This is a genomic window from Caballeronia sp. ATUFL_F1_KS4A, from assembly GCF_023630905.1.
GTDB classification, from domain to species: domain Bacteria; phylum Pseudomonadota; class Gammaproteobacteria; order Burkholderiales; family Burkholderiaceae; genus Caballeronia; species Caballeronia zhejiangensis.
This window is the reverse complement of the sequence record NZ_JALQEB010000031.1, coordinates 1-26,482: the sequence shown is the minus strand read 5'-3', so window position 1 is coordinate 26,482 and position 26,482 is coordinate 1. Positions and strand designations below refer to the sequence as shown.

Sequence of the window (26,482 nt, the reverse complement as noted above, 5' to 3'; positions counted from 1 at the left end):
ACTCCATGACGATCTTCAATTCCACAGCCGCGCCGACGTCCTCGTCGCCGCCCGACACGCTGCCGATCCGCAACGACGAGCAGATCGTGCGGCTGCGCCAGTTCGTGCGCGAGAAGGCGGTCTCGCAGGGCCTGTCTCTCATCGACCAGACGAAGTTCGTGACGGCGGCGAGCGAGCTGGCACGCAACACGCTCATCTACGGCGGCGGCGGCGACGTGCATTGCTATCTCGTCGAGCGTAACGGCCGCCGTGGCCTCAAGCTCGAATTCGTCGACAATGGTCCGGGCATTCCGGATATTCCGCGCGCGCTCTCCGACGGATTCACGTCGGGCAGCGGCCTCGGGCTCGGGCTTGGCGGCGCCAAACGTCTGTGCGACGAATTCGACATCCGCTCCGCGCCGGGCGAAGGCACGCACGTCTCGATCACAAAATGGAAACCGTTCTGAAGGAATCGATGGCCGCGCAGCAGCGCTACGAGATCGCCGAGGCGAGCCAGATCGCCTATGCGCGGCGTTCTATCGGCGAACTCGCGCGCGGGCTCGGTTTCAACGAGACGGCCGCGGGCGAGCTCGCGATCGTCGTCACCGAATGCGGCACGAATTTGCTGAAGCATGCACAGCGCGGCGAATTGCTCGTGCGTCCGCTCGTCGACAGGGGCGCCGGCGCGACTTTGCGCTACGGCATCGAAGTGCTGTGCATCGACAACGGGCCGGGCATTTACGATCTGCATCGCTGTTTCGAGGACGGCTACACGACGGCGGGCAGTCCCGGCAACGGCATGGGCGCGATCGAGCGTCTTTCCGACGAACTCGACATCTGGAGCGCGCCGCAACGCGGCACGGTGTTGCGCGCCGTGTTCTGGAACGCGCCGGGCGCGGCGAACACGCGTGCGCCGCAACTGACATACGGCGTCGTGAACCTGCCGCTGCAAACCGAAACCGTATCCGGCGATGCATGGTCCGTCTACGCGCATGACGGCGAATTCACCGTGCTCGTCGCCGATGGCCTCGGTCACGGACCGCTCGCCAATGTCGCGGCGATCGAGGCGGCCAAAGCGCTCGCCGCGAACGGCGACCAGGCGCTCGATCGCATCATGGAGGCCGCCAACGAGGCGCTGCGCCCGACGCGCGGCGCGGCGGTCGGCATCGCGCGCATGCCGGCGTTCGCCTCGATGCCGGGCATGGCGGTGAGCTTCGCGGGCATCGGCAATATTTCGGCGAGCGTGTGGACCGAAGGCACGCACAAGCATCTCGTCTCGCACAGCGGCATCGTCGGGCATGCGGCGCGGCGCGCGCAGATCTTCGACGTGCCGTATCCGCCGAACGCGCTCGTCGTGCTGCATTCGGACGGGCTCACGTCGCGCTGGGATCTCGCGCGCTATCCGGGCCTCGCGATGCGGCACCCGGCGCTCGTCGCGGCGGTGCTGTATCGCGACTTCGCGCGCGGCCGCGACGACATCACCGTGTTCGTGGCCCGCGCGGCCGGGAGCGCAGGATGACGCAACCGCTCTACTCGATGCGGATCGATCACGAGCGCGATATCGTCGCGGTCCGCGTGAAGGCGCGCGATGCGAGCGCGGCGCTCGGCTTCTCGCCGCAGGATCAGACGCGCATTTCCACGTCCGTGCTCGAAGCCGCGCGCACCGTGCTGATCGCGGGGCAGGCGGCGCGCGCGGAATTTCTCGTCGATAACGCCGCGCGCCCGCCGCGCTTCGTCGTGCGTTTTCTGGCGGGCGGCGGTGCGGGCGAGCGTCTGCGCGCCATGCGCCACGACGACTCGCAAGCCGCGCTCGGCCTGCTCGCGGCGCAACGTCTGATGGATCAATGCGCGATCGCCGACGAAGCCGATGGCGACACCTCGATCTCGCTCGCGAAGGCTTTACCCGATGGCGTGCCGTGCGATGCGCAGGCGGTGAAGAACGCACTCGAGCGTCAGCCGAGCGAAGACACGGCCGCGGAATTGCAGCGCCAGAATCGCGAGCTGATCGCCGCGCTCGCGGATCTGCGCGAACGTCAGGAGGAGCTCACGCGTCTTACGCGCGAACTCGAGGACACCAATCGCGGCGTCGTCGCGCTTTATGCGGAGCTGGATGCGCGCGCCGATCATCTGCGCCGCGCGGACGAATCGAAATCGCGCTTTCTGTCGAACATGAGCCACGAGTTCCGCACGCCGCTGTCGTCGATCCGCGCGCTCTCGAAACTCTTGCTCGAACGTATCGACGGCGATCTGACGGAAGAGCAGGAAAAGCAGGTGCGCTTCATCCGCAAGGCGGCGGAGGATTTGTCGGAAACGGTCGACGATCTGCTCGATCTCGCGAAGATCGAAGCGGGCAAGATCGAAGTGCGTCCCGCTGAATTCGAAGTCGATACCCTGTTTTCGGCGCTGCGCGGCATGTTGCGGCCGCTGTCGCCGGGCGGCGCGGTGGAACTCGTGTTCGAATCGTGCGAAGGCCTGCCGCCCATTCATACCGATGAAGCCAAGGTCGCGCAGGTGCTGCGCAACTTCGTATCGAATGCGCTCAAGTTCACCGAGCGCGGCGAAGTGCGCGTCGCGGCGAGCTATGACGACGCGCGCCGGCTCATCACGTTTTCCGTCAGCGATACGGGCATCGGCATCGCGCCGGAGCATCAGCAGGTCGTCTTCGAAGAGTTCGGGCAAGTCGAAAACCGCCTTCAGCAATACGTGAAGGGTACGGGCCTCGGCCTGCCGCTGTGCCGCAAGCTGTGCAAGCTGCTCGGCGGCGATGTGTCGCTCGCGAGCGAACCCGGGCGCGGCTCGACTTTCAGCGCGACGATTCCCGCGCATTACGGCGCGGACGTCGACGCCGCGCATCACGCCGCGAGCGATACGCGGCCCGCCGTGCTGATCGTCGCGAGCAATCCGATCGAGCGGCTCGACTGCGAGGCCGCGCTGCGCGCTTCGCCGTATCGCCCGATGAGCGCCGCGACGCTCGACGAAGCGAGCCGCCTGCTCGCGCGCACGCAGCCCGCCGCGTTGCTGCTCGCCGTGCGGCCCGCGCCGTCGGAAGCGTGGATCTGGCTCGCCGCGTTGCGCGCGCAGGCCGCGACGCGCAGCATTCCGATCGTGGTGCTCGGCGAGGACGAGGATCGCAATGAAGCGCGGGCGCTGGGCGCGACCGCGTTCGTTGAAAAGCCGGCGGGCCGTGGCGAGCTGCCGGGCGTGCTGGATGCGGTGACGGGCGAGGGACGAGCATCATGAGAAGCGACTGGAACGAGGTGCTGATCCTCAACGTCGACGACAACGACGGCGCGCGCTATGCGAAAACGCGCATCCTGTCGCGCGCGGGCTTCAACGTGATCGAAGCGCCGACGGGCACGGCCGCGCTCGAACGCGTGCGCGCCGAAGCGCCCGATCTCGTGCTGCTCGACGTGAAGCTGCCCGACATCAACGGGCTCGAAGTGTGCAGGCAGATCAAGGCATCGCCGGAGACGTCGGGCACGCTCGTGCTGCAGACATCGGCGGCGGCCGTGCATAGCCTCGATCGCATTCGCGGTCTCGAAGGCGGCGCGGATAGCTATTTGACCGAGCCTGTCGAACCCGCGGAACTGATCGCGCATGTGCGCGCGTTGCTGCGCGTGCGGCTCGCGGAAAATGCGCTGCGCGAGAGCGAGGAGCGCTTTCGCCAGCTTGCCGGGAATATCGACGACGTGTTCTGGATGCTCGATCCGGCATCCAACGAACTGCTCTATGTGAGCCCCGCTTACGCGCATCTCTTCGATACCGGCGGCGGCGCGCCCGCGCCCCTGCCTGGCCCCGATCACTGGTCCGGCGACATTCTTCCCCTCGATCGCGATCATGTCGCCGAGGCGTATCGGCAACTGCTCGCGAACGGCACGCCGTATCAGGTCGAATATCGCATCGTGCGCGCGAGCGGCGGGCCGCGCTGGGTCGCGGAGCGCGCGTTTCCGGTTCACGGCGCGGCGGGTCATCCGGCGCGGCCGTATCGCATCGCGGGCATCGTCAACGATATCTCCGAGCGCAAGGCCGCCGAGCTGCTGTTGCGCGAAGCGGACCGCCGCAAGGACGAGTTTCTCGCGATGCTGGCGCATGAATTGCGCAATCCGCTCGCGCCGATCCGCAATGCGGTCGATCTGCTCGATCCGGACCGCGAGCCGTCCGTGCAGCACTTCGCGACGGTGCGGGCGATCATCGACAGACAGGTGCGGCATTTGAGCCGGCTCGTCGACGATCTGCTCGACGTTGCGCGCATCACGCAGGGCAAGATCACGCTGCGCCAGGAAACGGTCGATCTCGCGGCGGCGCTCGCGGCGGCCATCGAGACCGTGCAGCCCGCGCTCGAACGAAAGCGGCACGCGTTGACGGTGAAGCTGCCGGATGCGCCGCTCTACATCGTCGGCGACAGCGTGCGGCTCGCGCAGGTGTTCGGCAATCTGCTGTCGAATGCGTCGAAGTACAGCGTCGAGGAAGGCGAGATCGCCATCGAAACGGAACAGTTCGGCGATGAGGTGCGTATCGTCGTGCGCGACAAGGGCATCGGCATCGCGTCCGACATGCTGCCGCACATCTTCGATCTGTTCGTGCAATCGGAGACATCGCTCGAACGATCGGAGGGCGGGCTCGGCATCGGCTTGCCGCTGGCGAAGACGCTCGTCGAATTGCAGGGCGGACGCATCGAAGCATTCTCGGCGGGGGCGCAGGCGGGCAGCGAGTTCGTCGTGTGGCTGCCGCTCGCGAAGGATGCGCAAGTGGCCACGCAAGGCGCGCCGGCAACGCCCGCGACCGTCAACGCGGGCAAGCGCGTGCTGCTCGTCGATGACAGCGTCGACGCGGCCACCGCGATGGCGCTGCTGCTCGAAGCCGACGGCTTCGACGTTCGCACGGCGCACGAGGCAACCGAAGCGCTCGCGGTCTCCGACACCTTCATGCCGCAGATCGTGCTGCTCGATATCGGCTTGCCGGGCATGGACGGTTACCGGCTCGCGGCCGAGATGCGCGCGCGTCCCGCAACCGCCGATGCCTTGCTGATCGCCGTGACGGGATACGGGCAGGCGCATGATCGTCAGCGCTCGAAGGAAGCGGGCTTCGATCATCATCTCGTGAAGCCGGTGGCGTTCGCGGAGATTCAAAGGGCGGTGTCGGGAAAGTTCGCCTGAGGGCGGAGCCGAAAAATCTGAATTGCCGATGGAAATGGCGTAATCGCGCGCCGATTGCGGCACACTCCGCCGGGAACAAATCAGAACGGATTCCGGTTCCCATGACATCCTCACCGCTCGTCACCGTCGTCATGCCCGCGTTCAACGCGCAGGCCTTCATCGGCGAAGCAATCGCTTCGATTCGCGCTCAAACGCTCGAAGACTGGGAGCTCATCGTCGTGGACGATGGCTCGATCGATCAGACGTTCGCCGTCGCGCAGCAGGCAGCGGGCGACGACAGCCGCGTGCGCCTCATACGCTTCGGCCGGAACGAGGGCATCAGCGCCGCTTCGAATGCGGGTTTCGACGCGGCGCGCGGCGAGTTCATCGCGCGCATCGACTCGGACGACCGGGCGCTGCCGACGAGGCTCGCCGCGCAAGTCGCCGCTTTCCGCGAGTGCGCGCGCCTTGCCGCTTGCGGCGGCCATGCGCGCTTGTTCGGCGATGGTATTGCGAACGACACTTATGGGCTTTGCACGCTCGGCGACGGCGCTCTGAAGGCCCGGCTTTTCGAAGGCTTCAACACCATCGGCGGCGCAATGCTCATGGTGCGCCGTTCGTTCGTCCGCGAGCATCGCATCCGGTTCGACGTGCAGATGGCGAGCGCCGAAGACCTGAACTATCTCGTCGCGATCATGGTGGCCGGCGGCGAGATCGGCAATGTCGATGAAGTCCTCGTCGAGGTCAGGTCGCACCGCACCAGTTTCACCAGAAGCCGGGAAGATCTGGCGGGCCCGGCGATGAAAGGCCTCCGCAAACGTCTTTTGGCGCTCTGGTACCCGAGCCTCGATCCGCGCGACATCGATCTCATCGTTGGCATGTGGTTCGGCCTGGAAGTCGGCACCGACGAATTGCTCGCCGTCGTGCGCGCGGTCGACAGACTCATTGCTGCCGACGCGAAGGACTTCGGGCAAGACGTGTCCGTGCTTCATGATCTCATCGTCAGGCGCTTCGTCGCGGTGGTCGACTTCTTTCGAGGCGCATTCGATGCGTCCCATTTTCAGGCAATCCGCGTGTTGGCCGCTCCGGCCATCGGCGTCGCGCTCGATGCGGCCCGTCTTTCGCACGAAGCGGTCTGAGGCGTCGCTCCGCGTTTTCACCTAGCAATTCAAGGTTGACTCGCGTGCTCGCGCGTCCGACACTTTAGCCTTGCAAGTGTGATCACAGGTCACACCAATCGAAAGCATCGCAGCAGCCGAACGAAAGAACGGAGGCAAAAGTTGGCGACACGCTCGACGACGGACTTACCCGCGCTCGAATTAGTTGCACGCGAAACCATGGCCGGTCGCGTTTATGCGCAATTGAGGCAGGCGATCATGACGGGCCGCTTCGCGCCTGGGCAGTTGCTCAGCTTGCGCAGCGTCGCGGAAGCGGTCGGCTCGTCGACCATGCCCGTGCGCGCCGCGCTCACGCGCTTGCAGGCGGAAGGCGCATTGATCGACGGTCCCGGCCGCGCGCTGATGGTTCCGCCGATGACGCTCGAACTCCTCGATGAGTTGCGGGACGTTCGCATCGCACTGGAAGGCGCGGTCGCCAAACGCGCGGCGTCGCGCATGACACGCGCGCATCTCGACGCGCTGCAGGCCATCTTCGACACGATGGACGCACACGTCGAAGCGGGCGACGTACCCGCGTATCTGCGCAGCAACTTCGAATTTCATATCGCCATTTACACGCACGGCGCGAGCGATCTCACGCTCGCGACCATCCAGAACCTCTGGATGCGCATCGGCCCGTTCCTGAATCTCGTCGCGCCCGACATTCCGCATATGCGCCGTTCGATGGCGGCGCATCGTCATATCGTCGAAGCGCTCTGGCGCGGCGATGGCGAAGGCGCGCGCGCCGGCATCGAGGAAGACATCGGCGATGCGGCCGCCGATCTGCAAGAGCGTTTGCAAAGCGGCGAACTGAGCAACAAGGCAAGCGCCTGACACGCATAACAACAACGGAGACATGGATGACGGTTCTTCAGATGCTGAAACCGCACGCGGGATTGCGCGTGCTCATCACGGGCGGCGCATCGGGCATCGGGCTCGTGATAGCGCGCGCGTTCATCGATGCAGGCGCGCGCGTGCACGTCTGCGATGCGAGTCCCGAAGCAATCGACGCATTGGCGAAAGCCGAAGCGAGCGCGGAGTGCAATGCGATCACGTCGACGCTCGCGGACGTAGCGGACAAGGAAGCGGTCGAGCGCGTATTCGTCGATGTGGAACGCGAGCTCGGCGGACTCGATGTGCTCGTGAACAACGCGGGCATCGCGGGGCCGACGGGCGGCATCGACGAGCTCGATGCGAACGAATGGGAACAGACCGTCGATGTGAATCTGAACGCGCAGTTCTACTTCGCGCGCCGCGCGGTGCCGCTCTTGCGCAACGCGAATGGCGGCGGGGCGATCATCGCGCTGTCGTCGGTGGCGGGACGGCTCGGCTACGCGTTTCGCACGCCTTATGCCGCGACGAAGTGGGCCGTCGTCGGCATGACGAAGAGCCTGGCTATCGAGCTCGGGCCGTCGAACATTCGCGTCAATGCGATCCAGCCGGGCATCGTGAAAGGGCCGCGCATCGAGCGCGTGATCGCGGCGCGCGCGAAGCAACTGAACGTCTCCTATGAAGAGATGGAGAAGCAATATCTCGCGAAGATTTCGCTGCGCCGCATGACGACGCCCGAGGAAGTCGCGGCCACGGCGCTCTTCCTGTGCTCGCCCGCGGGCAGCGGCATCTCGGGACAGGCGATCTCCGTCTGCGGCAACGTCGAAGTCCTTTAATAGAACGAGGAGCACATGGCAACGAAACGCAAGGTCATCATCACCTGCGCGCCGACGGGCGCGATCCATACGCCTTCGATGTCGCCGTATCTTCCGCTCACGCCGCAGCAGATCGGCGATGCCGCGCTCGCGGCTGCAAAGGAAGGCGCCGCCATTCTGCACCTGCATGCACGCGACCCGAACGATGGTCATCCGACGCAGGATCCCGCCGTGTTTCAGGAGTTTCTGCCGCGCATCAAGGCGGAAACCGATGCGGTCATCAACATCACGACGGGCGGCAGCCCGCACATGACCGTCGCGGAGCGATTGAAGCCCGCGCATCACTTCAAGCCGGAAGTGGCGTCGCTCAACATGGGATCGATGAACTTCGGCCTGTACCCGATGCTCGATCGCTTCAAGGAATTCAAGTACGAGTGGGAGCGCAAGCATCTGGAAAACAGCCGCGATCTCGTGTTCAAGAACACGTTCGCGGATATCGAATACATCCTCACGTCGTGCAGCGATAACGGTACGCGCTTCGAGCATGAGTGCTACGACATCTCGCACCTGTACAACCTCGCGCACTTCGTCGATCGCGGGCTCGTCAAGCCGCCGTTCTTCGTGCAGAGCGTTTTTGGCTTGCTCGGTGGCATCGGGCCGCATCCCGAAGATCTGGCGCATATGAAGCGCACGGCGGATCGTCTCTTCGGCGACGACTATGTATGGTCGATTCTCGGCGCGGGACGTCATCAGATTCCGCTCGGCTCGATGGGCGTCGCGCAGGGATCGAACGTGCGTGTCGGCCTCGAAGACTCGTTGTGGATCGAGCCGGGCAAGCTCGCCGAATCGAGCGCGGCGCAGGTGAAGAAGATTCGCCAGGTGATCGAAGGACTGTCCCTCGATATCGCGACGCCCGCCGAAGCACGCGAGATGCTCAAGCTCAAAGGCGCGAGCGATACCAACTTCTGATAGCGGAGGGCATCGTGAGCACGAAGCTGAAGGTAGTCGCGATGCCGACGGGCTGGCTCACCGTCGATCGCTCATCGCAAGTGTATGGCCGCTACTTCGGCCAGCAGATGAAGGTGCCCGTATGGTCGACGGCGATTGTCGGCGCGCAGAAGAAGATCGTCGTCGATACGGGCATACACGATCCAGGCTGGGTGTCGAACTTCGTGTGCCCATGCGATCAGGCGCCGGAGGAAAAGCTCGAACGCGCGTTGAAGGAGTATGTCGGCTGGAGCGCGGACGAGGTCGATATCGTCATCAACACGCATCTGCATTACGACCATTCCGGCGGCAACACGCTTTTCAAGAATGCGCGCTTCATCGTGCAGGCGGCCGAGTGGGAATACGCGGGTCATCCGCTGCCGACGCAGGCCACGTATTACCAGGAGTTTCTGATCGGCCGCGAGCCGCTCGCGTATTTTCGCTGGCAGTTCGTGAACGGCGTGACCGATATCGTGCCCGGCGTGCGCGTCGTGCCGACGCCGGGTCATACGCCGGGGCATCAGTCCGTTGCGGTCGACACGGAAGAAGGTGTCGTGCTGATCGCCGGCGATTGCGCGAACTGCATGGAGAACATCGTCGATCTCGTTCCAGTGGGCATCGTGCATGAAACGCTGGCGGAGATCGGCTCGTTGTCGCGCATCCGTCAGATCGCCGATTTCGTCATACCCGGACACGACCCGAATGTCGTGCCCGGCAGCGCGGGCATCGCTCTGCCCGCGAGCGCTCGTCTGCCGCACATCCGAAGTTAGAAGCGCCCGCTTCATAACCATACGAATACCGGAGGAAGACATGAAAGCATTGACGCAGTCGATTCGTCATGCGGGACGGGCAGCGCTCGGCCTCGCGTTCGCGGCGGCGCTCGCCGTATCGGGCACGGCGCACGCGGCCGGCAAATACAAGATCTTTTTGTCGATGAGCTATGTCGGCAACGACTGGCAAACCGAAGCCGCGAACATGGTCAAGGCGATGGCCAATACGCCGGGGCTGAAAGACAAGGTCGATCTCGAAGTGCAGGTCGCGGGCACCGATGCGCAAAAGCAGATTCAGCAGATCAACTCGATGGTGCAGGCAGGCGCGAAGGCCATCGTCATCTATCCGATCTCGCCGACGGCGCTCAATCGCGCGATCAAGAACGCGTGCTCGAAGGGCGTCGTCGTCGCGGCGTATGACGGAGAAGTCACCGAGCCGTGCGCGCATAACGTGACGATCGATCAGCATCAGGCGGGCACCGTCACCGCGGAATGGCTCGCGAAGACCATCAACGGCAAGGGCAATGTCGTGATGATCACGGGCGTGCCGGGCACGTCGGTCGATCGCGCGCGCACCGAGGCGGCGAAGGCCGTGTTCGCGAAGTATCCGGACATCAAGATCGTCGCGGAAGGAACGGGCATGTGGAGTCAGGCGACCGCGAAGACCGAGCTTTCGAAGATTCTCGCGACGAACAGCTGGGACAAGATCGACGGCCTGTGGATGCAGGTCGGCTGCTTCACGGCGGCGTCGATGCAGCTCGAAGCGGGCATTGCCGACGACAAGATCAAGCCGTGCGCGGGCGAATCGTCTAACGGCCATCGCGTGCAGATGCTGCCGCCGGGCGAAGTGAAGGGACAGGGCGGTTATCGCTCGATCGGCTATCGCTCGATCTCTTACGGCGCGCCTCCGTACTCGGGCGCGATGGCGCTCAAGATGGCCGTGAAGAAGCTCGACGGCGGCGACTTTCCGGCGCGCGTGACGCTCAAGCTGCCGCTTGTGCTGACCTCGGAATCGAAGCTGTGCAAGACGGGCAGCATCGACGAACTGAAGGCGGGCTGCACCGCGTTCCCGCCGGACAAGGTGCCGCCGGGCTGGTTCGCGGACATCTACTCCGAAGAGACGAAGGAAGTCGGCTTCAATGCGGCCTTGACGGGCAATCAGGACTGAGGCGGCGCGATGAACGACGCATCATTGGCGATCGATCTGTCGAAGGTGACGAAGCGCTTCGGCGCGACCGTCGCGCTCGATGGCGCGTCGTTCTCGGTGAAGCGCGGCGCGGTGCATGCGCTGCTCGGCGAGAACGGCGCCGGAAAGTCCACCACGGTCAAGCTGCTGTCCGGATTGATGCAGCCGGATGCGGGCAGCATCCGCGTAATGGGCAGCGACGTGACGATGAAGAGCCCGAAGGACGCGCATCGCGCGGGCGTGCAGACGGCGTTTCAGGAGATGACGCTCGTGCGCGATCTCACGGTCGCGCAGAACCTATTGATGTCGTACGAGCCGACGGGTTTTCTCGGGAGCATCAGAAAGCGCGACGCGCAGCGGCAAGCAGCGGAATGGCTCGACAGGCTCGAACTGTCCGATGTGCGTCCCGGCGCTTATATTCGCGATCTTTCGTTGCCGGTGCGGCAGAAGATCGAGATTGCGAAGGCCATCGTGCGCAAGCCGAAAGTGCTGTTGCTCGACGAACCGACGTCCGCGCTGTCGGGACGCGATGTCGCGTGGCTCTCACGGCGCATCGACGAACTGAAGGCGAGCGGCGTGACTTTCGTGTTCATCTCGCATCGCATGCAGGAAGTGCGCGAGTTCTGCGACAGCCTCACGGTGTATCGCAATGGCCGAGATGTGGGCGCGTTCGACGCTGCGGATATATCGGATGACGAAGTAATTAGACTCGTCATCGGGCGTTCGATGGAGGCGAAGTATCCGCCTAAGATCACGACGGTACAACGCGACGCGACGCCGGCGATCGAGACGCGCAACGTTCGCGTCGATGGCGTCGTCGCCGATTTCGATCTCGCCGTGAAGCCGGGCGAAGTGCACGGCATCGCAGCGCTGCAGGGCATGGGGCAACGCGAGCTGTTCGAGGCGCTGTTCGGTGCCACTTACATCGACGATGGCGAGATTCGCATCGACGGCAAACCGGTGACGCTGACATCGACGGCGGATTCGCTGAAGGCCGGCGTATCGACGAGCTTTCTGCCCGAAGACCGCAAGACCGAAGGCCTGTTCCTGCGCTTGCCCGGCGGCGAGAATGTGTCGCTTCCCGTGATCGGCCGCTATGCGCGCTTCGGCCTCATCGATCGCAAGCGCGAGCAGGCCGCGATTCGTCGCTCGCTTGCGCAGATGGAGGTGAATCCGCGCGCGCTGTACAAGCCGTGTCTGTCGTTCTCCGGTGGCAATCAGCAGAAGATCGCGATGGCCAAGTGGCTGCTCACGCAAAGCCGCGTGTGGCTCATGTTCGATCCGACGCGCGGCATCGACGTCGGCACCAAGCATCAGATCTTCGTGCTGATGCGTGCATTCGCCGCGGCGGGTGGCTCCGTGCTCTTCTATTCGACGGACGTGCCCGAGCTCGTCAACGTGTGCGACCGCGTGTCGGTGATGTATCGCGGACGCAACGCCGGCGAGTTGAGCGGCGACGCGCTGACCGAAGAAAACGTGATGCGCAAGATGCTTTCCAGTTGAGAGGTTGCTCATGAAGATAGCCGTTGCGTCGCCCGAAAGCGAGGTCGTGCGGCCGGGCGCGCGCGTGGGATTTGGCGCGCGCATCGATCATCATCGCGGGCTCATCATCGCGATCAGTGCGTTGCTTGCGATGCTCGCCGGATGGGTTTCGCTGTCCGCGACACCTGTCGGGCTCTACGACATCGGATCGGTAATTTCGAGCGCAACTACACTCGCGCTCGCGGCGATCGGGCAGACCATCGTCGTGCTGTCGGGCGGATTCGATCTGTCGGCCTCGGCGGTCGTGTCGCTCGCGAACGTGCTTGCCGTGCGCTTCGTGCAAGGATCGCCCGTCGAACAATGGGGCGGCGCCGCGCTGATTCTGGCGATCGGCGGCGGCATCGGCCTCGTCAACGGCGCGCTGATCGCATGGTTTCGCTTGCAATCGATCGTCGTCACGCTGGCGACGATGTTCATGGTGCAAGGCTTGACGCTGCTGATTCAGAACAAGCCGGGCGGCAGCGTCGGCGATCAGTTCGGCGCGGTGCTCACCGCCGATCTCATCCCCGACAAGATGCCGATGTCGGCGGGCTTGCTGATTCTTGCGCTGTTGATCTGGTCGTTCATCAAGCGCACGCGTTACGGCGTGGGTCTGTACGCGTTAGGCAGCGATGCCGACGGCGCGTATGCGAACGGCATGCCGGTCACGCGCTACCGCATCGCGACGTATGCGCTCGCTGGCATGTTCTACGCGGCGGCGGGTCTGTATGTATCGGCACAGACGGGCTCGGCCGATCCGCTCGTCGGCCGTCCGCTGCTGCTCTCGATGTTCACGGCCGTCGTGCTCGGCGGCACGTTGCTCGGCGGCGGACGTGGCGGCTGCGTCGGCACCGTGTTCGCAGCAATGACGCTGATGATCACCGTGAACATTCTGCTCGTGCTGAACGTATCGGCGTTCTTCACGACGATAGCCGAAGCGGTGATCCTGATTCTCGCGGTGCTCGGTTCGTCGATCGGCAAGCAATCGGCGGCGCATGAATGCGCGCGTCACGCGGCGCAGTGGCTCAAGGCGGTGCGAACGGGCACGCGCGCACGCGACGACAAGCATGCGCGGCGCGTTGCGTTCGAAGTCGACGATTATCGTCCGGTTGAAAACACGGAGCTGAAGGGACGACCGATCGCCGACTGGATCGAGCGCAATCGCGAATGGGTCAAGTATGTGGTGCCGGCTTATCTGCTGTTCTTCGCGGTGGTCGTCATCACGGGCTTTGTCTATGGGCCGGGCGTGCTCGTCAGCGCGAACTTCTATAGCAGCCTGCTCACGCTGACCTTGTTTCTCGCGATACTCGGCCTCGGCCAGGGCGCGGTGATCCTGACGGGCGGACTCGACTTGTCGATGCCCTGGCTCATCACGCTGTCGGGCGTGTTGCTGACCGGACTCACGCACGGCGTGAACGGCGCGGCCGCGTGGGCGGTGCCGATGGTGCTGCTGGTCGGCCTGCTCGTCGGCGTGTTCAATGGCGTGGGCGTCGTGATGCTCGGCTTGCCGCCGATCGTCGTCACGCTTGCGGCGAACGGTTTGCTGCAAGGCCTCACGCTGATCTATTGCAATGGCTCGCCACAAGGATGGTCGCCGTCGACGATCAGCGAATTCACCAACGGACGCTTCGGTCCGCTGTCGATCGCGGCGTGGAGCGTGCCGGTGTTTCTCGTCATCGCGTTGCTGCTCCTGCATCGCACGCCGTTTGGGCGGCGCGTGTATGCGGTCGGCAATTCGCCGGTCGCGGCGAAGCTGTCGGGCGTGCGCGTGGGCACGACGCTCATCGCCGTGTATTGCCTGTCGGGTCTGTGCTCCGCGATCGTCGGCCTGTTGCTCGCGGGGTTCAGCTCGCAAGCTTTTCTCGGCATGGGCGATCCGTATCTGCTGCCGTCGATTGCAGTGGTTGTCGTCGGCGGCGCATTGATTACCGGTGGACGCGGGCACTATCTCGGCGTGTTCGGCGGCGCGCTGCTGCTTACGGCGCTCGGGACGTTGCTTGCGGGAACCACGGTGCCGCCCGCGGTGCGCGACATCATCAACGGACTCGTCGTGCTGGCGGCTGTCATCACGCTGCGGGACAAGAAGGGCTAAACCAACTCGAACGAGGACCAGATGCAGATGCAAGCGAACAACATTGCGGTGATCGGTTCGGGCCGTATCGGCCGCGCGTGGGCGATCGTCTTTGCGAAGAGCGGCTTCAACGTCACGATCCACGATGCATCGAAGGACATGCTCGGCGGCGCGATTCCCGCGATCCGCGAAAGCGTCGAGGATCTGGCGTCGTTCGATCTGATCGATGAAGCCGTCGATGCGATCGTGGCCCGCATCACCGCATGCGAACATCTCGCCGATGCTGTCGCCGACGCGGATCTCGTGCAGGAGAACATCGCGGAAGTGGTGGAAGCGAAGCGTGCGTTGTTCATCGAACTGGACCGCCTCACGAAGCCTGACGCGATTCTCGCGAGTTCGACATCGGGATTGCCTGCATCGACCTTCACGGAAGGCATCGCAGGCCGCGCACGCTGTCTCGTCGCGCATCCGGTGAATCCGCCGTCGCTGGTGCCGCTCGTCGAGTTGTGCGGCGCGCCGTGGACCTCGCAGGACACGATGGAACGCGCACGCGCCATCTACGAAGGAGCGAAGCAAAAGCCCGTCACCGTGAATCGCGAGATCTCGGGCTTTCTGCTCAATCGTCTGCAAGGCGCGTTGCTCGACGAAGCGTTGAGTCTCTATGAACAAGGTTATGCGAGCGCCGCCGATCTCGACACCGTGATACGCGATGGACTCGCGATGCGCTGGTCGTTCATGGGCCCGTTCGAAACGATCGACCTCAACGCGCCCGGTGGCGTGGCCGATTACGCCGCGCGCTACGGCGGCACATACAAGAGCATCGCTGCGGGACGCAAGCCGTTCGACTGGTCCGCCGAGACGCTCGGCAAGCTCGATGCCGAACGGCGCGCGGTGCTGCCCCGCGAGACGATCGAAGAACGCAGCCGCTGGCGCGATCGGCGTTTGATGGCGCTGCTCGCGCATCGGCGCGATATCGAGGACGGTGAAGCCTGAACAAAGGAGACGACGATGCCCGAAGTACGCTTGCTGGTCGATGCGAACAATCATCTCGGCGAAGGACCGCTATGGGATGTGAAGGAGGAACGGCTCTACTGGATCGACAGCACGGCCGCGGAAATCTATAGCTGCCGTGCTGACGGCGGCGACGTGAAGCGCTATTTCGTGCCGCGTCACATCGGTTCGATGGCGTTGCGCGAGCAGGGCGGCGCGGTGGTCGCGCTCGCGAACGGCCTGCATTTCTACGACTTCGATGCGCAGACCGTGCAGTTCATCGCCGATCCCGAAAGCGACGATCCCGAGACGCGGTTCAATGACGGAAAGGTGGATCGCCGTGGACGCTTCATCGCGGGCACCATGTCCTACGACTTCGACCGCTACGATGCCGATCGCGGCCAGCGCTCGACGCGCAGCGGCGGGCTGTATCGGCTCGATACGAATGGCCAGGTCACGCGGCTCGACAGCGGCATCAGTTGTTCGAACGGCCCATGCTGGAGCCCCGACAACAAGACCTTCTACTTCACCGACACATACAGCAAGGAGATGTACGCCTACGACTACGACATCGAAACGGGCGCGGCGACGAACAAGCGCCTGTTCGCATCGGCGCACGACATGGCCGGCACGTTCGATGGCGCAACCGTCGATGAAGAAGGCTATGTCTGGTCTGCTCTCGTCTTCGGCGGACGCATTCTGCGCTTCGCTCCCGATGGCAAACTCGATCGCGTCGTGCCGTTTCCCGTGCGCAATCTGACGAGCGTGATGTTCGGCGGACCGAGTCTCGACATCCTCTACGTATCGACGATGGGCCGCCCGATGTGGGGCATTCCGCAGAAAGAGCGCGACAAGGGCGGCCTTTTCGCGGTGACGGGCCTCGGCGTGCGCGGCATTCCCGAGCCGCGTTTCGCGGGATAGAGCATGAGCGTTTATCATTCGGGCCTCAGGGTCTCGAACGATATCGCTCGACATGGATACGAACAAGCTCATTGCGTCGCTGCCCGCGCGCATCGACGCGATCATCTCGCGCGGTGCGAAGGCGCATCCCGATCACATCGCGTTGCATGAGGACGCGCGCGCGTTGACTTATGCGCAACTCGACGATGCAATCGATGCGCTGGCCGCGCGTCTCGGTGCGGCGGGCGTGCGCGCCGGCGATCGCGTCATGCTGATCGGCGAGAACAGCGTCCTGCTCGTCGCATCGCTTTTTGCCGTGAGCCGTCTCGATGCGTGGGCGCTGATCGTGAATGCGCGATTGTCCGCAGTCGAGCTCGATGCGATCCGCGCGCATGCGAAGCCACGCATCGCGCTCTATACCGTCGATGTTTCCGACGACGCCGCGCATCACGCGCAACGTGACGGCGCTTCGGTCGAATCGCTCGATGCGACGCCGATCGGCGCGTTTGCGTTAAGCGATATCGATGCCGCGTCTGAGCAGGAGCCGCACGGACTGTCATCGGACAGGCAATGCGCGGCGCTCATCTACACGACGGGAACGACCGGCGCGCCGAAGGGCGTGATGCTGTCGCATCGCAATCTGCTGTTCGTCGCGGCAGTATCCAGCACGCTGCGTCGTGTCGGTACCAGCGATCGCGTCTATGCCGTACTGCCGATATCGCATGTGTTCGGTCTTGCGTCCATGTGCCTCGGTTCGCTGTATGCGGGCGCGACGTTGCGTCTTGCGGCGCGTTTCGATCCCGCGCGCGCGGGACGCGTTCTCAGCGATGAACGCATGACGATCTTTCAAGGCGTTCCCGCGATGCATGCGAAGCTGATCGATCATTTCACGCCGCGCGGCGGCCTGAATGCGCCATCGTTGCGCTTCGTCTATTGCGGCGGCTCGCCTCTCGACATGACGCTCAAGGCCGCTGCCGAAGCGTTCTACGGTGTGCCCTTGCATAACGGCTATGGCATGACGGAGAGCAGTCCGACCGTATCGAACACGCTGCTCGATGCACCGGCGCCCGATTCGTCCGTCGGGCCGCTGATTCCAGGCGTCGAGGCGCGCATCGTGCCGCTCGCGCATCAAAGCGACGCCGACGATACCGGCGAACTATGGGTGCGCGGGCCGAACGTGATGCTCGCCTATTACCGCGATGCGGCGCAGACGGCGGCCACGGTGACGGAGGACGGCTGGCTCAAGACGGGCGATCTCGCGCGCTTCGAGAGGGGCAACCTGTATATCGTCGGGCGCAGCAAGGAGTTGATCATCCGCTCGGGTTTCAACGTGTATCCCGCGGAAGTGGAGCAGGCGTTCAACAGTCATCCCGCCGTGCTGCATTCCGCCGTGATCGGACGGAGCGTGCAGGGCAATGAAGACGTGCTTGCGTTCGTCGAATTGAGGCCCGGCTGCACGGCGAGCGAAAGCGAACTCGCGGAGTGGGTCGGCGAGCGGCTCGCGCCCTACAAGCGGCCTTCTTCTATCCGCATACTCGATGCATTGCCGGTGTCCTCGAGCGGCAAGGTGCTCAAGCATCGGCTCGGAAAGCTCGCTAATTAGTTGCGGATGCAACCGGTTTGCTCGCTGCATTCGTGTCTTCGCCTGCGCCGCCCAGCGACTGGAAAAGTGCCGCGGTGTCCGAGAGACGATTGGCGTGCGCGAGCGCGTAATCGAGTTGCGTCTGAACCGCCTGACGTTGTGTGTCGAGCAGATCGAAGCGGCTCACACCGCCCGCCGTAAAGCGCGCGCTGGCTGTGTCGAGATTGGCTTGCGCTTGGTTCGCCGCGATCTCGCGCGCGTGCAGGGCATCGGCATCGTTTTGAAGCGCGGTCAGGCTATCGGCGACTTGTTGCAGCGCGTCCAGCACGGTCTGTCGATAGGCTTGCATGGCTGCTTCGTAGGCCGCTTCGGACGATCGCTTCCTCGCGCGCAGCTCGCCGCCATGAAATAGCGGCTGCGTGAGATTCAGGCCGACGTTCCACACGTTGAGGCTATTGAGCATGTCGTGGATGTTCGTGCGCTGGCTTCCCACGCCCGCAGAGAGCGAGAACTTCGGATAGAGGTCGGCAGTCGCCACGCCGACGTTCGCGCTCGCCCGATGCAGCAACGCTTCCGATGCGCGGATGTCGGGTCGTTCGCGTGCGAGCGTCGAGGGCAAGGTCAGCGGAACGTTGCCCGGAACATGAAGCGAGTCGAGCGTGATGGCATCGAAGTCGGCCTTGGATGGCTCGACGCCCAGCAACACTGCAAGCCGGTGATCGGCCTGATCGCGTTGCGTGACGAGCGACGGAAGGCTGGCGCGCGTCTGCTCGACGAGCGTGCGCTGGCTGCGCAAGTCGAACGGCGCGACGCCGCCCGCCTTCAGGCGGCCTTCCATGATGGACAGTTGACGCATCTGTGCATCGACGAGACCTTCGGTGAGCGTGATCTGATGCTGCAACGAAGCGCGCCGGATCGCGGTGGCAACGACATTGCCCGCGATCGAAAGCCGCGCCGCATCGAGCTCGAACGACTGATAGTCCACTTGCGCACGCAATACTTCGAGTGCGCGCCGCTCGCCGCCGAAGAAGTCGAGCGTGTAAGACACGCTCACCGAGGCATCATAAAGCGTGAACGGACCCGGACTCGGAATCGGCACGCCGAAGGCAGCAGGATCGACCTTTTGACGCGAGCCGGAGAGCGAGGCATCGACGACGGGAAAGTATGTCGCGCCCGCCTGCGTGCGATAGTCCTCGCGCGCCTGCACGAGCTTCGCCCGCGCCTCGTCGAGCGTGGGACTGTCGCTCAATGCGCGATCGACGAGACGGTTCAGCGTATCGGAGCCGAACTGCGTCCACCAGCGCGGCAGCGCATGATCGGCCGCGGGAAAGTCCTTTGCCGCGACCGGCGTTTTGACATAGGTCTGCGTGTCCGGCGGCGCAGGCGCATGAAAATCGGGGCCGACAGTGCAGCCGCACAACATGAGTGCGCAGAGGGGAAGAATCTTTTTCATCGATGTTTCCCTAGTCGAGCGTGCGCCGATAGAAGCGCAACGCAATGCCCATCACGATGACGGTGAAGAGCGCCATCGGCCACACCGAGGGCCACAGGTCCGCCCAGCCGTTGCCCTTGAGAAGAATGCCGCGAATCAGGCGATTGAAGTACGTGAGCGGCAGCAAATTGCCGATGAACTGCGCCCACGCCGGCATGCCCGCGAACGGAAACATGAAGCCGGAGAGAAGGATGTTCGGCAGGAAATAGAACATGGTGAGCTGCATTGCCTGAAGTTGGTTCTGCGCGAGCGACGACAGCGTGATGCCCACTGTCAGATTCGCGGCGATGAAAAGCAGCGCGGCGAGATAGATCGCGAGCGGATCGCCGACGAGCGGCACATGGAAGACGAAACGCGTGGCCGCGAGAATGATCGACGCCTGAATGAGACCGATGAACACGTAAGGCACGATCTTGCCCGTCATCACTTCGACGGGACGCACGGGCGTGGCAAGGAGGTTTTCCATCGTGCCGCGCTCGCGTTCGCGCGTCATCGCGAGGCCGGTCATCATGACGAGCGTCATCGTGAGAATCACGCCCATCAAGCCGGGCACGACGTTGTATTGCGTGATGCCTTCGGGGTTGTAGAGGTTGTGGACCTGCACGTCGAATGGGGCGGGCGTTGCGTTCAAACGAGCAAGCGGGCCGGTGATGTCCTTGTCGGCAACGGACTGCACGAGCATGGTCAGCGCGTTGCTCGCCTTGCTCACCGCATTCGGATCGGTCGCGTCGGCCTCGACGAGCAGCGCGGGCCGCTCGCCGCGCAACAGCTTGCGAGAGAAGTCGACGGGTATGTTCAGCACGAAAAGCACGCGGCCTTGCGCAAGTGCGCGACGGCCAGCTTCGTCGTCGGGCAGCGTCTCGACGATGTCGAAGTAACCGGAGTGCTCCATTGCCGCGATGAAGCTGCGCGAAAACGGACTCTGATCGCCGACGATCACGGCCGTCGGCAGATGCTTCGGGTCGGTGTTGATTGCGTAGCCGAAGAGGGCGAGCTGCACGATAGGCAAGCCGACGATCATGCCGAACGTGATGCGGTCGCGCCGCAATTGCAGGAACTCCTTGATGACGATGCTCCACCAGCGCGTCACGGAGAAGCGCGCGAATATCGCGAGCGGGCCGCGTGCCTTCATGACGTCACCTCGAAGTTGTCGGTCGACCGGCTCATCAGATAGATGAAGACGTCTTCGAGTCCGGTTTCGATCGGCTCGGCGCGCGTTGCGCCGTCTTTTGTCGCATCGCGCACGGCCGCCTCGAGCGCAGCGTGATCGCTGCCGCTCACATGCAGCGCAGAGCCGAATACGACGGTCTGATCGATGCCGGGCGTCTTGCGCAAGCGTTCGGAAAGTTCGCTCAAATGCTCGCCGTGAATGCTCCATGTCGCGAGGTTTTGCGATGCGATCACTTCGTTCGCGGTGCCTTGCGCAAGCAGCTTGCCATACGCGATATACGCGAGCTTGTGGCATCGCTCGGCTTCATCCATGTAGTGCGTGCTCACCAGCACCGAAATGCCTTTCGCGGCGAGACGATGCAACTCCTCCCAGAAGTCGCGGCGCGCGGTGGGATCCACGCCTGCGGTCGGCTCATCGAGCAGGAGCAGCTTCGGCTCGTGCAGCATGCATGCGGCGAGCGCGAGGCGTTGCTTCCATCCGCCCGAGAGCGAGCCCGTCAGCTGACTCGCGCGGCTCTCCAGACCGAGCGCTTCGAGCGCGCGATCCACGGTTTCGCGGCGATTGCTCATCTGATAGATGCGCGCGACGAAGTCGAGATTCTCGCGAATCGTCAGGTCTTCCCAGTACGAGAAGCGCTGCGTCATATAGCCGACGTTGCGCTTGATCTCTTCGCTTTCGCGCACGATGTCGTAGCCGAGGCACGTACCGCTGCCCGAATCGGGTGTGAGCAGGCCGCACATCAGGCGGATGGATGTTGTCTTGCCGCTGCCGTTCGGGCCGAGAAAGCCGAAGATCTCGCCGCGCGCGACTTGCAGCGATACATCGTTGACGACGTGTTTGTCGCCGAAGAGCTTGTTGAGATTCTGGACGTCGATGACGTATAGCGTGTCCTGCATGCTCGTTACACTCATTGCAACCTCACGCCGACGGGTTGGCCCGGATGCAGCTTCGATGCATCGGCCGGTTGAGGATGCGCTTCGACCATGAACACGAGCTTCGAGCGATTCTCGTTGCTATAGATGACCGGCGGCGTGTATTCGGCCTGATTCGAGATGTAGGTGATTTTCGCGGGCACGTCTTCCGTGCAGCCGTCGCAATGAATCGATATCGCGCGCCCCGTTGCGAGGCTGCCCACCATGTTTTCCGCAACGAAGAAGCGCACTTTCACGTTCTGCGGCGGCAACATCTGCACGACCGGACTGCCCGCCTGTACCCATTCGCCGACACGATAAAGCGTGTCGTACACGAGCCCGTCCGCAGGCGCCGCAACGCGCTTTTGGTCGACCTTCCATTGCGCCTGAGCGACAAAGGCTTGCGCGGCTGCGACTTGCGCGCGTTGCGCCGCGATCTGTTGAGGACGGCCCGGCAGGCGTGCGATATCGACCTGTTCGGCGAGGTCGCGTACTTGCGCGGCGGCGGCATCCGCATTCGCGCGCGAATCGTCGAGCTGCCCTTTGGCGATGCCGCCCGCGCTGAACTGCGCTTCATCGCGGCTCAGTTGCAGCGCGGCCTTGCGAGCGTTCGCGCGTGCCTGCGCGAGTTGCGCGCGCACCGATGCGACCTCCGGTGCGCGCTTTCCCGTGAGGATGTCCTCGAGTTGCGACTGCGCGGCCGTGAGTTGACGCTGTGCCTGATCGAGGGCGGCGGTTTCATCGGCCGATTCGAGCATGAAGGCGCTCGTTCCCGCCTTCAACGTTTGCCCCCGCGCGACGGACAGCGCTGTGAGCTTGCCCGATTGCGACGAGCCGAGGTAGACGAATTCACCTTCCACGTAGCCCTGATAGATATCGCGGTCCTGATGCGAGCACGCCGCGAGCGCCGTGGCGAAAAGCAAGCAGATCGGGATGGCGGTGATGCGGCTCATGGCGCGCTCCGTGGAAGTATTCGTTACTTGGTTGGTCTACCAAACAATACGTGAGGCGGCTCGTCGGTGTCAAGCAGAGCGGCGGTGAGTCGCACGCGGGTGTGCCAAATCAAGGATAGACGGCGCGAGTAAAAATTACAGGCGGGGCGGATGCGCCGGCGTAAAACGACGCCATGAGCGAAAGTAAGACGAAAGCGCGAGCAGGCATTACGTGTGCTTCGCTGATAGCGACACGAGGCGACTACGACATGGACAATCTTTTGAAGATCGCGCAGGACTGCGGCTTTTCAGTGGTGCTGGAAGGCCGGATCGGCACGCAGGAATACAACAGCGTGAGTGGTCCGCTGCAGGCGTTGGAGAAGTTCGCGGAAGTCATCCGCGATACGGCTTTGCAGGAGCAGCCGCGGCAGGACGAGTGAGCTCGAGTCGCTGTTCGAGAATGGCGTCATTCGGGTGAAAGCGTTTCGCGAATAGATTCGGCTTCCGAATTAAATAACCGCCGACAACCTTTGCGTGTCTCCTGCATTCGAATTACAGTGCGATATTCGTGTGACTGGAATCGACACTGATAAGAACGGAGACGCCAAGATGAATCGAAGAAAGGGACAACGCCTGATTGCGCTGACGATCGGCGCATCTCTAATCGCACCGCTCGACGCGCGAATCGCATTCGCCGATACACCGGGCGATGAAACGATTGCCGTTGCGGGTCTTTCGCAACCGTCGGACATCTTGATCGACCGTTGGGGCGTGCCGCACATCTTCGCCGTCAACGATAGCGACGCCTTCTTCGTGCAAGGCTTCAACGCCGCGCGTGACCGCATGTTTCAGATCGATCTGTGGCGCAGACGCGGCCTCGGCGAGCTTTCGGAGGTCTTCGGTCCCGCTTATGTGGAACAGGACAAGGCCACGCGGCTCTTTCTTTATCGCGGCGACATGGCGACCGAATGGCAGCGCTATGGTCCCGATGCGAAGCCTGCCGCGACACGCTACGCAGCCGGCGTGAATGCGTATATCGACTGGCTTGCCGCGCATCCGGACCGCATGCCTTATGAGTTTCGCAAGATCGGCTATTGGCCGGCGAAATGGAGCGCCGACGATATCGTGCGTATTCGCAGCCACGGTCTCACGCGAAATCTCACGAGCGAAGTCGCGCGTGCACGCGTGACGTGCAAGAGCTCGCTCGAAGCGGACACCGTGCGTTTCGGACTGCAGCCGCAGTGGAAAGCGCAGATGCCCGCGGGCCTCGATCCCTGCCTTCCCGATGATGTCCTCAAAGTCTTTACGCTCGCAACACAAGGCGTGCGCGTGACGAAGGAGTCGATGAAGAGCACGGATGCATCGACGACGATGATCGCCGCAGCCGAGAATCCCGAGGAAGTGACCGAAGGCAGCAACAACTGGGTGATCGCGCCATCGAAGTCGGCGACGGGCCGCGCGATCATGGCGAACGATCCGCATCGTGCTTATGCCGCGCCGAGCCTTCGCTACATTCAGCAGATCAGCACGCCGACGCTCGATATCATCGGCGCGGGCGAACCTTCGGCGCCAGGCATTTCGATCGGGCATAACGGCTCGATCGCTTATGGACTCACGATCTTCAACATCGATCAGGAAGATCTCTATGTATACGAGTTGAATCCGGCGAATTCGCGGCAGTATCGTTATAAGGGCAAGTGGGAGCCGATGCGCGTCGTGCGTGAACAGATCGCCGTGCGTAATGGCGCTCCCGTCACCGCCGATCTGCTTTACACGCGACACGGTCCTGTGATCTATACGGAAGAAGGCAAGCATCGCGCCTTCGCCGTGCGCACGGCGTGGCTGTCGCCCGGCATGTCGCCGTATTTCGATTCGATGCGCTATATGCGCGCGAAGAATTACGCGCAGTTCAAGGCATCGCTTGCGACATGGGGCGCGCCGACTGTGAATCAGCTCTATGCGGACAAGGATGGAAACATCGGCTGGGTGCCGAGCGGCCTCGCGCCGAAACGCCCGAACTGGGACGGCCTCATGCCCGTGCCCGGCGATGGCCGCTATGAATGGGCGGGCTTCTGGCCGCGCGATGCAATGCCTTCGGTCTATAACCCGGCGCAAGCTTATTTCACCACGTCGAATGAAATGAATCTGCCCGCGGGTTATCCGTATGCGGAGCGCAAGCTCGGCTTCGAATGGACCAACGGGTCGCGGCATCAGCGTATCGACGAAGTGTTGAAATCGCTGCCGAGGGTGTCGATCGAAGACTCTGAGCGCTTGCAGAACGATGACGTTTCGATTCCGGCGCGCAGGCTCGTCGCATTACTCGCGCCGCTTTCGAGCGATGATGAAGACACACGCGCCGCGCTCGCGATGCTCAAGGACTGGGACGCGCACATGAGCGCGAGTTCGCCGCAAGCCGCGCTCGAAGAAGTATGGTTCTCGCGTCATCTCGGACGCACGTTCAAGGAAGCGGTGTTGCCGAAGGACGCGGCGGCGTCGTTCGGCGCACCCGATACCTCGGTGATGCTCGATTCGCTCGAACATCCCGAGACGCGCTTCGGCGATGAGGCGCTGGCCAAACGCGATGCCGTTCTGCTTTCGAGTCTGCGCGATGCCTATGCGGAGATGCGTCATCTGCAAGGCGCCGATGCAACCCAGTGGCGTTGGGGCAAGCTGCAAACGAACCTCAACGCGCATCCTCTGGCCGATGTCGTCGATGCGGACATGCGTGCGAAGCTGAACGTCGGGCCGATCGGAAAGGGCGGCAGCGCTTACACGCCGAATCAGTCGACCTATCGCGCGAGCGACTTCCGTGAGACGAACGGACCGTCGTTTCGTGTGGTCGTCGATGTCGGCAACTGGGACAACTCGCGTGCGGTGAATCTGCCTGGCGAATCGGGCGATCCGGATAGCCCGCATTATCGGGATCTCGCGCAGATGTGGCTCGACGGGCAGTATTTCCCGTTGCTGTATTCGCGCTCGGCCGTCGAAGCCGCAACGGAGAAACGCGTGCATCTCGTGCCGGACGCGCATTGAGCACGGGCTGCGTGAGCGCCATTGTTGCGGGAGCGGCAAGGCTTCTTCAACGCGAGCGCCGATGATCTTCACGGCGCTTTGCATCACAATTGCGATCGCGGTGGACGGGTGCTGGCTGGCGCCTTGCCGGACTCCTCATCCGGTTCGTCCTCCGCGCTTCCTTCCTTTTTCTTCTTATAGAGTCTGCTCGACGCGGGAATAGATCGCTGCGTACCCGGGTTAACCAATCGAAGCCTCTACGCTTGAAACCTAGGTCAAGTGAGTCGAAGCCGCGCAAGGGCCCTGTGCGTTCGATGAGGTCGTGGATCGCGTGCGATCCGGTCAACCTTTTCTGTCGGAGTGAACATCATGAACGCCATCGCCAAAATCGTCGTGTCCGTCGCCGTGGTCGCTGCACCCACGTTCGTTTTCGCGCAGAGCCAGAACGCCCCTCTGACGCGCGAACAAGTCAAGGCCGAGCTTGTTCAGCTCGAACAGGCGGGGTATTCGCCGGCCACGGGCGAGCAAGCCAACTATCCCTCGGATATTCAGGCGGCGGAAGCGAAGGTCGCCGCGCGGCGGAACACGAACGAAGCGAATGAAGCGTACGGCGGCACCCATGCCGGCGGCGCGGCGTCGGGTTCAGGCGCGATGCGCAAGCCGATGTCGATGAAGCATGGTTCGATGTGGATGTCTACGTCGGATTGCGTCGGGCCCGCGAGTTATTGCACGCTGTTTTTCGGAAGCTGAGTCGTCGGGCTGTTGGTGAGCGCGGGGGAGTCGGTCGGGACTTCCCGCGTTTGCATGTCTGGCTATTTGTACGTCCAGCGGCGTTTGGCGGGCGCAGAAAAATAATTTGCGAAAGGGGCTTGCGGAGATGTCATCGGCTCTTCATAATCTCGTTTCTCTGCTGCTGATGCAGCGACGCAAGACGGAAGTTGAAGTAAGGCTTGTCTTGCGATGTGCTCTTTAAAAACTAACAGCCGATAAGTGTGGGCGCTTGATGGCGGGTGCGGCTGGTTCTTCGGAATCGGCGATAG

General features: G+C 63.4%; 23 protein-coding genes. 18 read left to right on the top strand and 5 right to left on the bottom strand.

Annotated features, from left to right (window positions below; all coding sequences use genetic code 11):
* Positions 1–5 precede the first annotated feature (5 nt).
* From NCS03_RS19420 to NCS03_RS19350, 15 genes are all read left to right on the top strand, one after another.
* A complete protein-coding gene (locus tag NCS03_RS19420) occupies positions 6–446 on the top strand; it encodes an anti-sigma regulatory factor (protein WP_008354418.1) in 441 nt (146 codons plus the stop codon).
* On the top strand, positions 431–1,498 hold the full coding sequence (locus tag NCS03_RS19415) for an ATP-binding SpoIIE family protein phosphatase (protein ID WP_008354419.1): 1,068 nt from the start codon (positions 431–433) through the stop codon (positions 1,496–1,498). Before NCS03_RS19420 ends, NCS03_RS19415 begins: the two co-directional genes overlap by 16 nt.
* Positions 1,495–3,219, top strand: coding sequence for an ATP-binding response regulator (locus tag NCS03_RS19410; protein WP_250529611.1), 1,725 nt, complete (start codon positions 1,495–1,497; stop codon positions 3,217–3,219). The genes NCS03_RS19415 and NCS03_RS19410 overlap by 4 nt, the downstream gene beginning before the upstream one ends.
* On the top strand, positions 3,216–5,135 hold the full coding sequence (locus NCS03_RS19405) for a hybrid sensor histidine kinase/response regulator (protein ID WP_250529610.1): 1,920 nt from the start codon (positions 3,216–3,218) through the stop codon (positions 5,133–5,135). The genes NCS03_RS19410 and NCS03_RS19405 overlap by 4 nt, the downstream gene beginning before the upstream one ends.
* A 101-nt stretch (positions 5,136–5,236) precedes the next feature.
* On the top strand, positions 5,237–6,253 hold the full coding sequence (locus NCS03_RS19400; RefSeq protein ID WP_250529609.1) for a glycosyltransferase family 2 protein: 1,017 nt from the start codon (positions 5,237–5,239) through the stop codon (positions 6,251–6,253).
* 198 nt (positions 6,254–6,451) lie between these two features.
* The gene (locus tag NCS03_RS19395) at positions 6,452–7,105 is read left to right on the top strand and encodes a GntR family transcriptional regulator (protein WP_175982872.1); all 654 of its coding nucleotides are present in this window, start codon (positions 6,452–6,454) and stop codon (positions 7,103–7,105) included.
* A gap of 26 nt (positions 7,106–7,131) precedes the next feature.
* Positions 7,132–7,938, top strand: coding sequence for an SDR family oxidoreductase (locus NCS03_RS19390; protein ID WP_008354424.1), 807 nt, complete (start codon positions 7,132–7,134; stop codon positions 7,936–7,938).
* Between the two features lie 15 nt (positions 7,939–7,953).
* Positions 7,954–8,886 carry a 3,5-dioxohexanoate:acetyl-CoA acetone transferase gene (kce, locus tag NCS03_RS19385; protein ID WP_008354425.1) on the top strand — a complete coding sequence of 311 codons (933 nt, stop codon included), beginning with the start codon at positions 7,954–7,956 and terminating at the stop codon, positions 8,884–8,886.
* A gap of 14 nt (positions 8,887–8,900) precedes the next feature.
* Complete coding sequence (locus tag NCS03_RS19380; protein ID WP_008354426.1) at positions 8,901–9,674, top strand: N-acyl homoserine lactonase family protein; 774 nt, start codon at positions 8,901–8,903, stop codon at positions 9,672–9,674.
* Positions 9,675–9,714: 40 nt separating this feature from the next.
* Positions 9,715–10,842, top strand: coding sequence for a sugar ABC transporter substrate-binding protein (locus tag NCS03_RS19375; RefSeq protein WP_008354427.1), 1,128 nt, complete (start codon positions 9,715–9,717; stop codon positions 10,840–10,842).
* A 9-nt stretch (positions 10,843–10,851) separates the two neighbouring features.
* Positions 10,852–12,363 (top strand): sugar ABC transporter ATP-binding protein, encoded by a 1,512-nt coding sequence (locus NCS03_RS19370; RefSeq protein WP_250529608.1) that lies wholly within the window; start codon positions 10,852–10,854, stop codon positions 12,361–12,363.
* Between the two features lie 10 nt (positions 12,364–12,373).
* Positions 12,374–14,473: an ABC transporter permease subunit gene (locus tag NCS03_RS19365; RefSeq protein WP_008354431.1), complete on the top strand. Its 2,100-nt coding sequence runs from the start codon at positions 12,374–12,376 to the stop codon at positions 14,471–14,473.
* Between the two features lie 27 nt (positions 14,474–14,500).
* Positions 14,501–15,445, top strand: a complete 945-nt coding sequence (locus NCS03_RS19360) for a 3-hydroxyacyl-CoA dehydrogenase (protein WP_250529629.1) — start codon at positions 14,501–14,503, stop codon at positions 15,443–15,445.
* A gap of 15 nt (positions 15,446–15,460) precedes the next feature.
* On the top strand, positions 15,461–16,363 hold the full coding sequence (locus NCS03_RS19355) for an SMP-30/gluconolactonase/LRE family protein (RefSeq protein WP_250436106.1): 903 nt from the start codon (positions 15,461–15,463) through the stop codon (positions 16,361–16,363).
* Between the two features lie 52 nt (positions 16,364–16,415).
* Positions 16,416–17,945 (top strand): class I adenylate-forming enzyme family protein, encoded by a 1,530-nt coding sequence (locus NCS03_RS19350; RefSeq protein WP_250529607.1) that lies wholly within the window; start codon positions 16,416–16,418, stop codon positions 17,943–17,945.
* On the opposite strand, the gene NCS03_RS19345 is transcribed toward NCS03_RS19350, so the two are convergent.
* The 4 genes from NCS03_RS19345 to NCS03_RS19330 are packed head-to-tail and all read right to left on the bottom strand — an operon-like array spanning position 17,938 to position 22,451.
* Positions 17,938–19,377 (bottom strand): efflux transporter outer membrane subunit, encoded by a 1,440-nt coding sequence (locus NCS03_RS19345; RefSeq protein ID WP_250529606.1) that lies wholly within the window; start codon positions 19,375–19,377, stop codon positions 17,938–17,940. The two genes, NCS03_RS19350 and NCS03_RS19345, sit on opposite strands and share 8 nt — an antisense overlap.
* Before the next feature lie 10 nt (positions 19,378–19,387).
* Positions 19,388–20,548 (bottom strand): ABC transporter permease, encoded by a 1,161-nt coding sequence (locus NCS03_RS19340; RefSeq protein ID WP_250529605.1) that lies wholly within the window; start codon positions 20,546–20,548, stop codon positions 19,388–19,390.
* Complete coding sequence (locus NCS03_RS19335) at positions 20,545–21,483, bottom strand: ABC transporter ATP-binding protein (RefSeq protein ID WP_502801531.1); 939 nt, start codon at positions 21,481–21,483, stop codon at positions 20,545–20,547. The genes NCS03_RS19340 and NCS03_RS19335 overlap by 4 nt, the downstream gene beginning before the upstream one ends.
* Before the next feature lie 11 nt (positions 21,484–21,494).
* The gene (locus tag NCS03_RS19330; protein ID WP_250529603.1) at positions 21,495–22,451 is read right to left on the bottom strand and encodes an HlyD family secretion protein; all 957 of its coding nucleotides are present in this window, start codon (positions 22,449–22,451) and stop codon (positions 21,495–21,497) included.
* A gap of 248 nt (positions 22,452–22,699) precedes the next feature.
* On the opposite strand from NCS03_RS19330, the gene NCS03_RS19325 reads away from it, so the two are divergent.
* The 3 genes from NCS03_RS19325 (at position 22,700) to NCS03_RS19315 (ending at position 26,192) form a co-directional block, all read left to right on the top strand.
* On the top strand, positions 22,700–22,870 hold the full coding sequence (locus NCS03_RS19325; protein WP_008354446.1) for a hypothetical protein: 171 nt from the start codon (positions 22,700–22,702) through the stop codon (positions 22,868–22,870).
* 169 nt (positions 22,871–23,039) lie between these two features.
* Positions 23,040–25,463: a penicillin acylase family protein gene (locus NCS03_RS19320; RefSeq protein ID WP_250529602.1), complete on the top strand. Its 2,424-nt coding sequence runs from the start codon at positions 23,040–23,042 to the stop codon at positions 25,461–25,463.
* Positions 25,464–25,811: 348 nt separating this feature from the next.
* Positions 25,812–26,192, top strand: coding sequence for a DUF4148 domain-containing protein (locus NCS03_RS19315; RefSeq protein ID WP_250440757.1), 381 nt, complete (start codon positions 25,812–25,814; stop codon positions 26,190–26,192).
* 62 nt (positions 26,193–26,254) lie between these two features.
* Here the strand turns inward: NCS03_RS19315 and NCS03_RS19310 are convergent.
* A partial coding sequence (locus NCS03_RS19310; RefSeq protein WP_250529601.1) for a hypothetical protein occupies positions 26,255–26,482 on the bottom strand: 228 nt, incomplete at its 5' end.

Bases quoted from the DNA above. Each gene is read 5' to 3' on its own strand.
- NCS03_RS19420 (WP_008354418.1), top strand. From the start codon at position 6: ATGACGATCTTCAATTCCACAGCCGCGCCGACGTCCTCGTCGCCGCCC.
- NCS03_RS19415 (WP_008354419.1), top strand. From the start codon at position 431: ATGGAAACCGTTCTGAAGGAATCGATGGCCGCGCAGCAGCGCTACGAG.
- NCS03_RS19410 (WP_250529611.1), top strand. From the start codon at position 1,495: ATGACGCAACCGCTCTACTCGATGCGGATCGATCACGAGCGCGATATC.
- NCS03_RS19405 (WP_250529610.1), top strand. From the start codon at position 3,216: ATGAGAAGCGACTGGAACGAGGTGCTGATCCTCAACGTCGACGACAAC.
- NCS03_RS19400 (WP_250529609.1), top strand. From the start codon at position 5,237: ATGACATCCTCACCGCTCGTCACCGTCGTCATGCCCGCGTTCAACGCG.
- NCS03_RS19395 (WP_175982872.1), top strand. From the start codon at position 6,452: ATGGCCGGTCGCGTTTATGCGCAATTGAGGCAGGCGATCATGACGGGC.
- NCS03_RS19390 (WP_008354424.1), top strand. From the start codon at position 7,132: ATGACGGTTCTTCAGATGCTGAAACCGCACGCGGGATTGCGCGTGCTC.
- kce (WP_008354425.1), top strand. From the start codon at position 7,954: ATGGCAACGAAACGCAAGGTCATCATCACCTGCGCGCCGACGGGCGCG.
- NCS03_RS19375 (WP_008354427.1), top strand. From the start codon at position 9,715: ATGAAAGCATTGACGCAGTCGATTCGTCATGCGGGACGGGCAGCGCTC.
- NCS03_RS19370 (WP_250529608.1), top strand. From the start codon at position 10,852: ATGAACGACGCATCATTGGCGATCGATCTGTCGAAGGTGACGAAGCGC.
- NCS03_RS19365 (WP_008354431.1), top strand. From the start codon at position 12,374: ATGAAGATAGCCGTTGCGTCGCCCGAAAGCGAGGTCGTGCGGCCGGGC.
- NCS03_RS19360 (WP_250529629.1), top strand. From the start codon at position 14,501: ATGCAAGCGAACAACATTGCGGTGATCGGTTCGGGCCGTATCGGCCGC.
- NCS03_RS19355 (WP_250436106.1), top strand. From the start codon at position 15,461: ATGCCCGAAGTACGCTTGCTGGTCGATGCGAACAATCATCTCGGCGAA.
- NCS03_RS19350 (WP_250529607.1), top strand. From the start codon at position 16,416: ATGGATACGAACAAGCTCATTGCGTCGCTGCCCGCGCGCATCGACGCG.
- NCS03_RS19345 (WP_250529606.1), bottom strand. From the start codon at position 19,377: ATGAAAAAGATTCTTCCCCTCTGCGCACTCATGTTGTGCGGCTGCACT.
- NCS03_RS19340 (WP_250529605.1), bottom strand. From the start codon at position 20,548: ATGAAGGCACGCGGCCCGCTCGCGATATTCGCGCGCTTCTCCGTGACG.
- NCS03_RS19335 (WP_502801531.1), bottom strand. From the start codon at position 21,483: ATGCAGGACACGCTATACGTCATCGACGTCCAGAATCTCAACAAGCTC.
- NCS03_RS19330 (WP_250529603.1), bottom strand. From the start codon at position 22,451: ATGAGCCGCATCACCGCCATCCCGATCTGCTTGCTTTTCGCCACGGCG.
- NCS03_RS19325 (WP_008354446.1), top strand. From the start codon at position 22,700: ATGGACAATCTTTTGAAGATCGCGCAGGACTGCGGCTTTTCAGTGGTG.
- NCS03_RS19320 (WP_250529602.1), top strand. From the start codon at position 23,040: ATGAATCGAAGAAAGGGACAACGCCTGATTGCGCTGACGATCGGCGCA.
- NCS03_RS19315 (WP_250440757.1), top strand. From the start codon at position 25,812: ATGAACGCCATCGCCAAAATCGTCGTGTCCGTCGCCGTGGTCGCTGCA.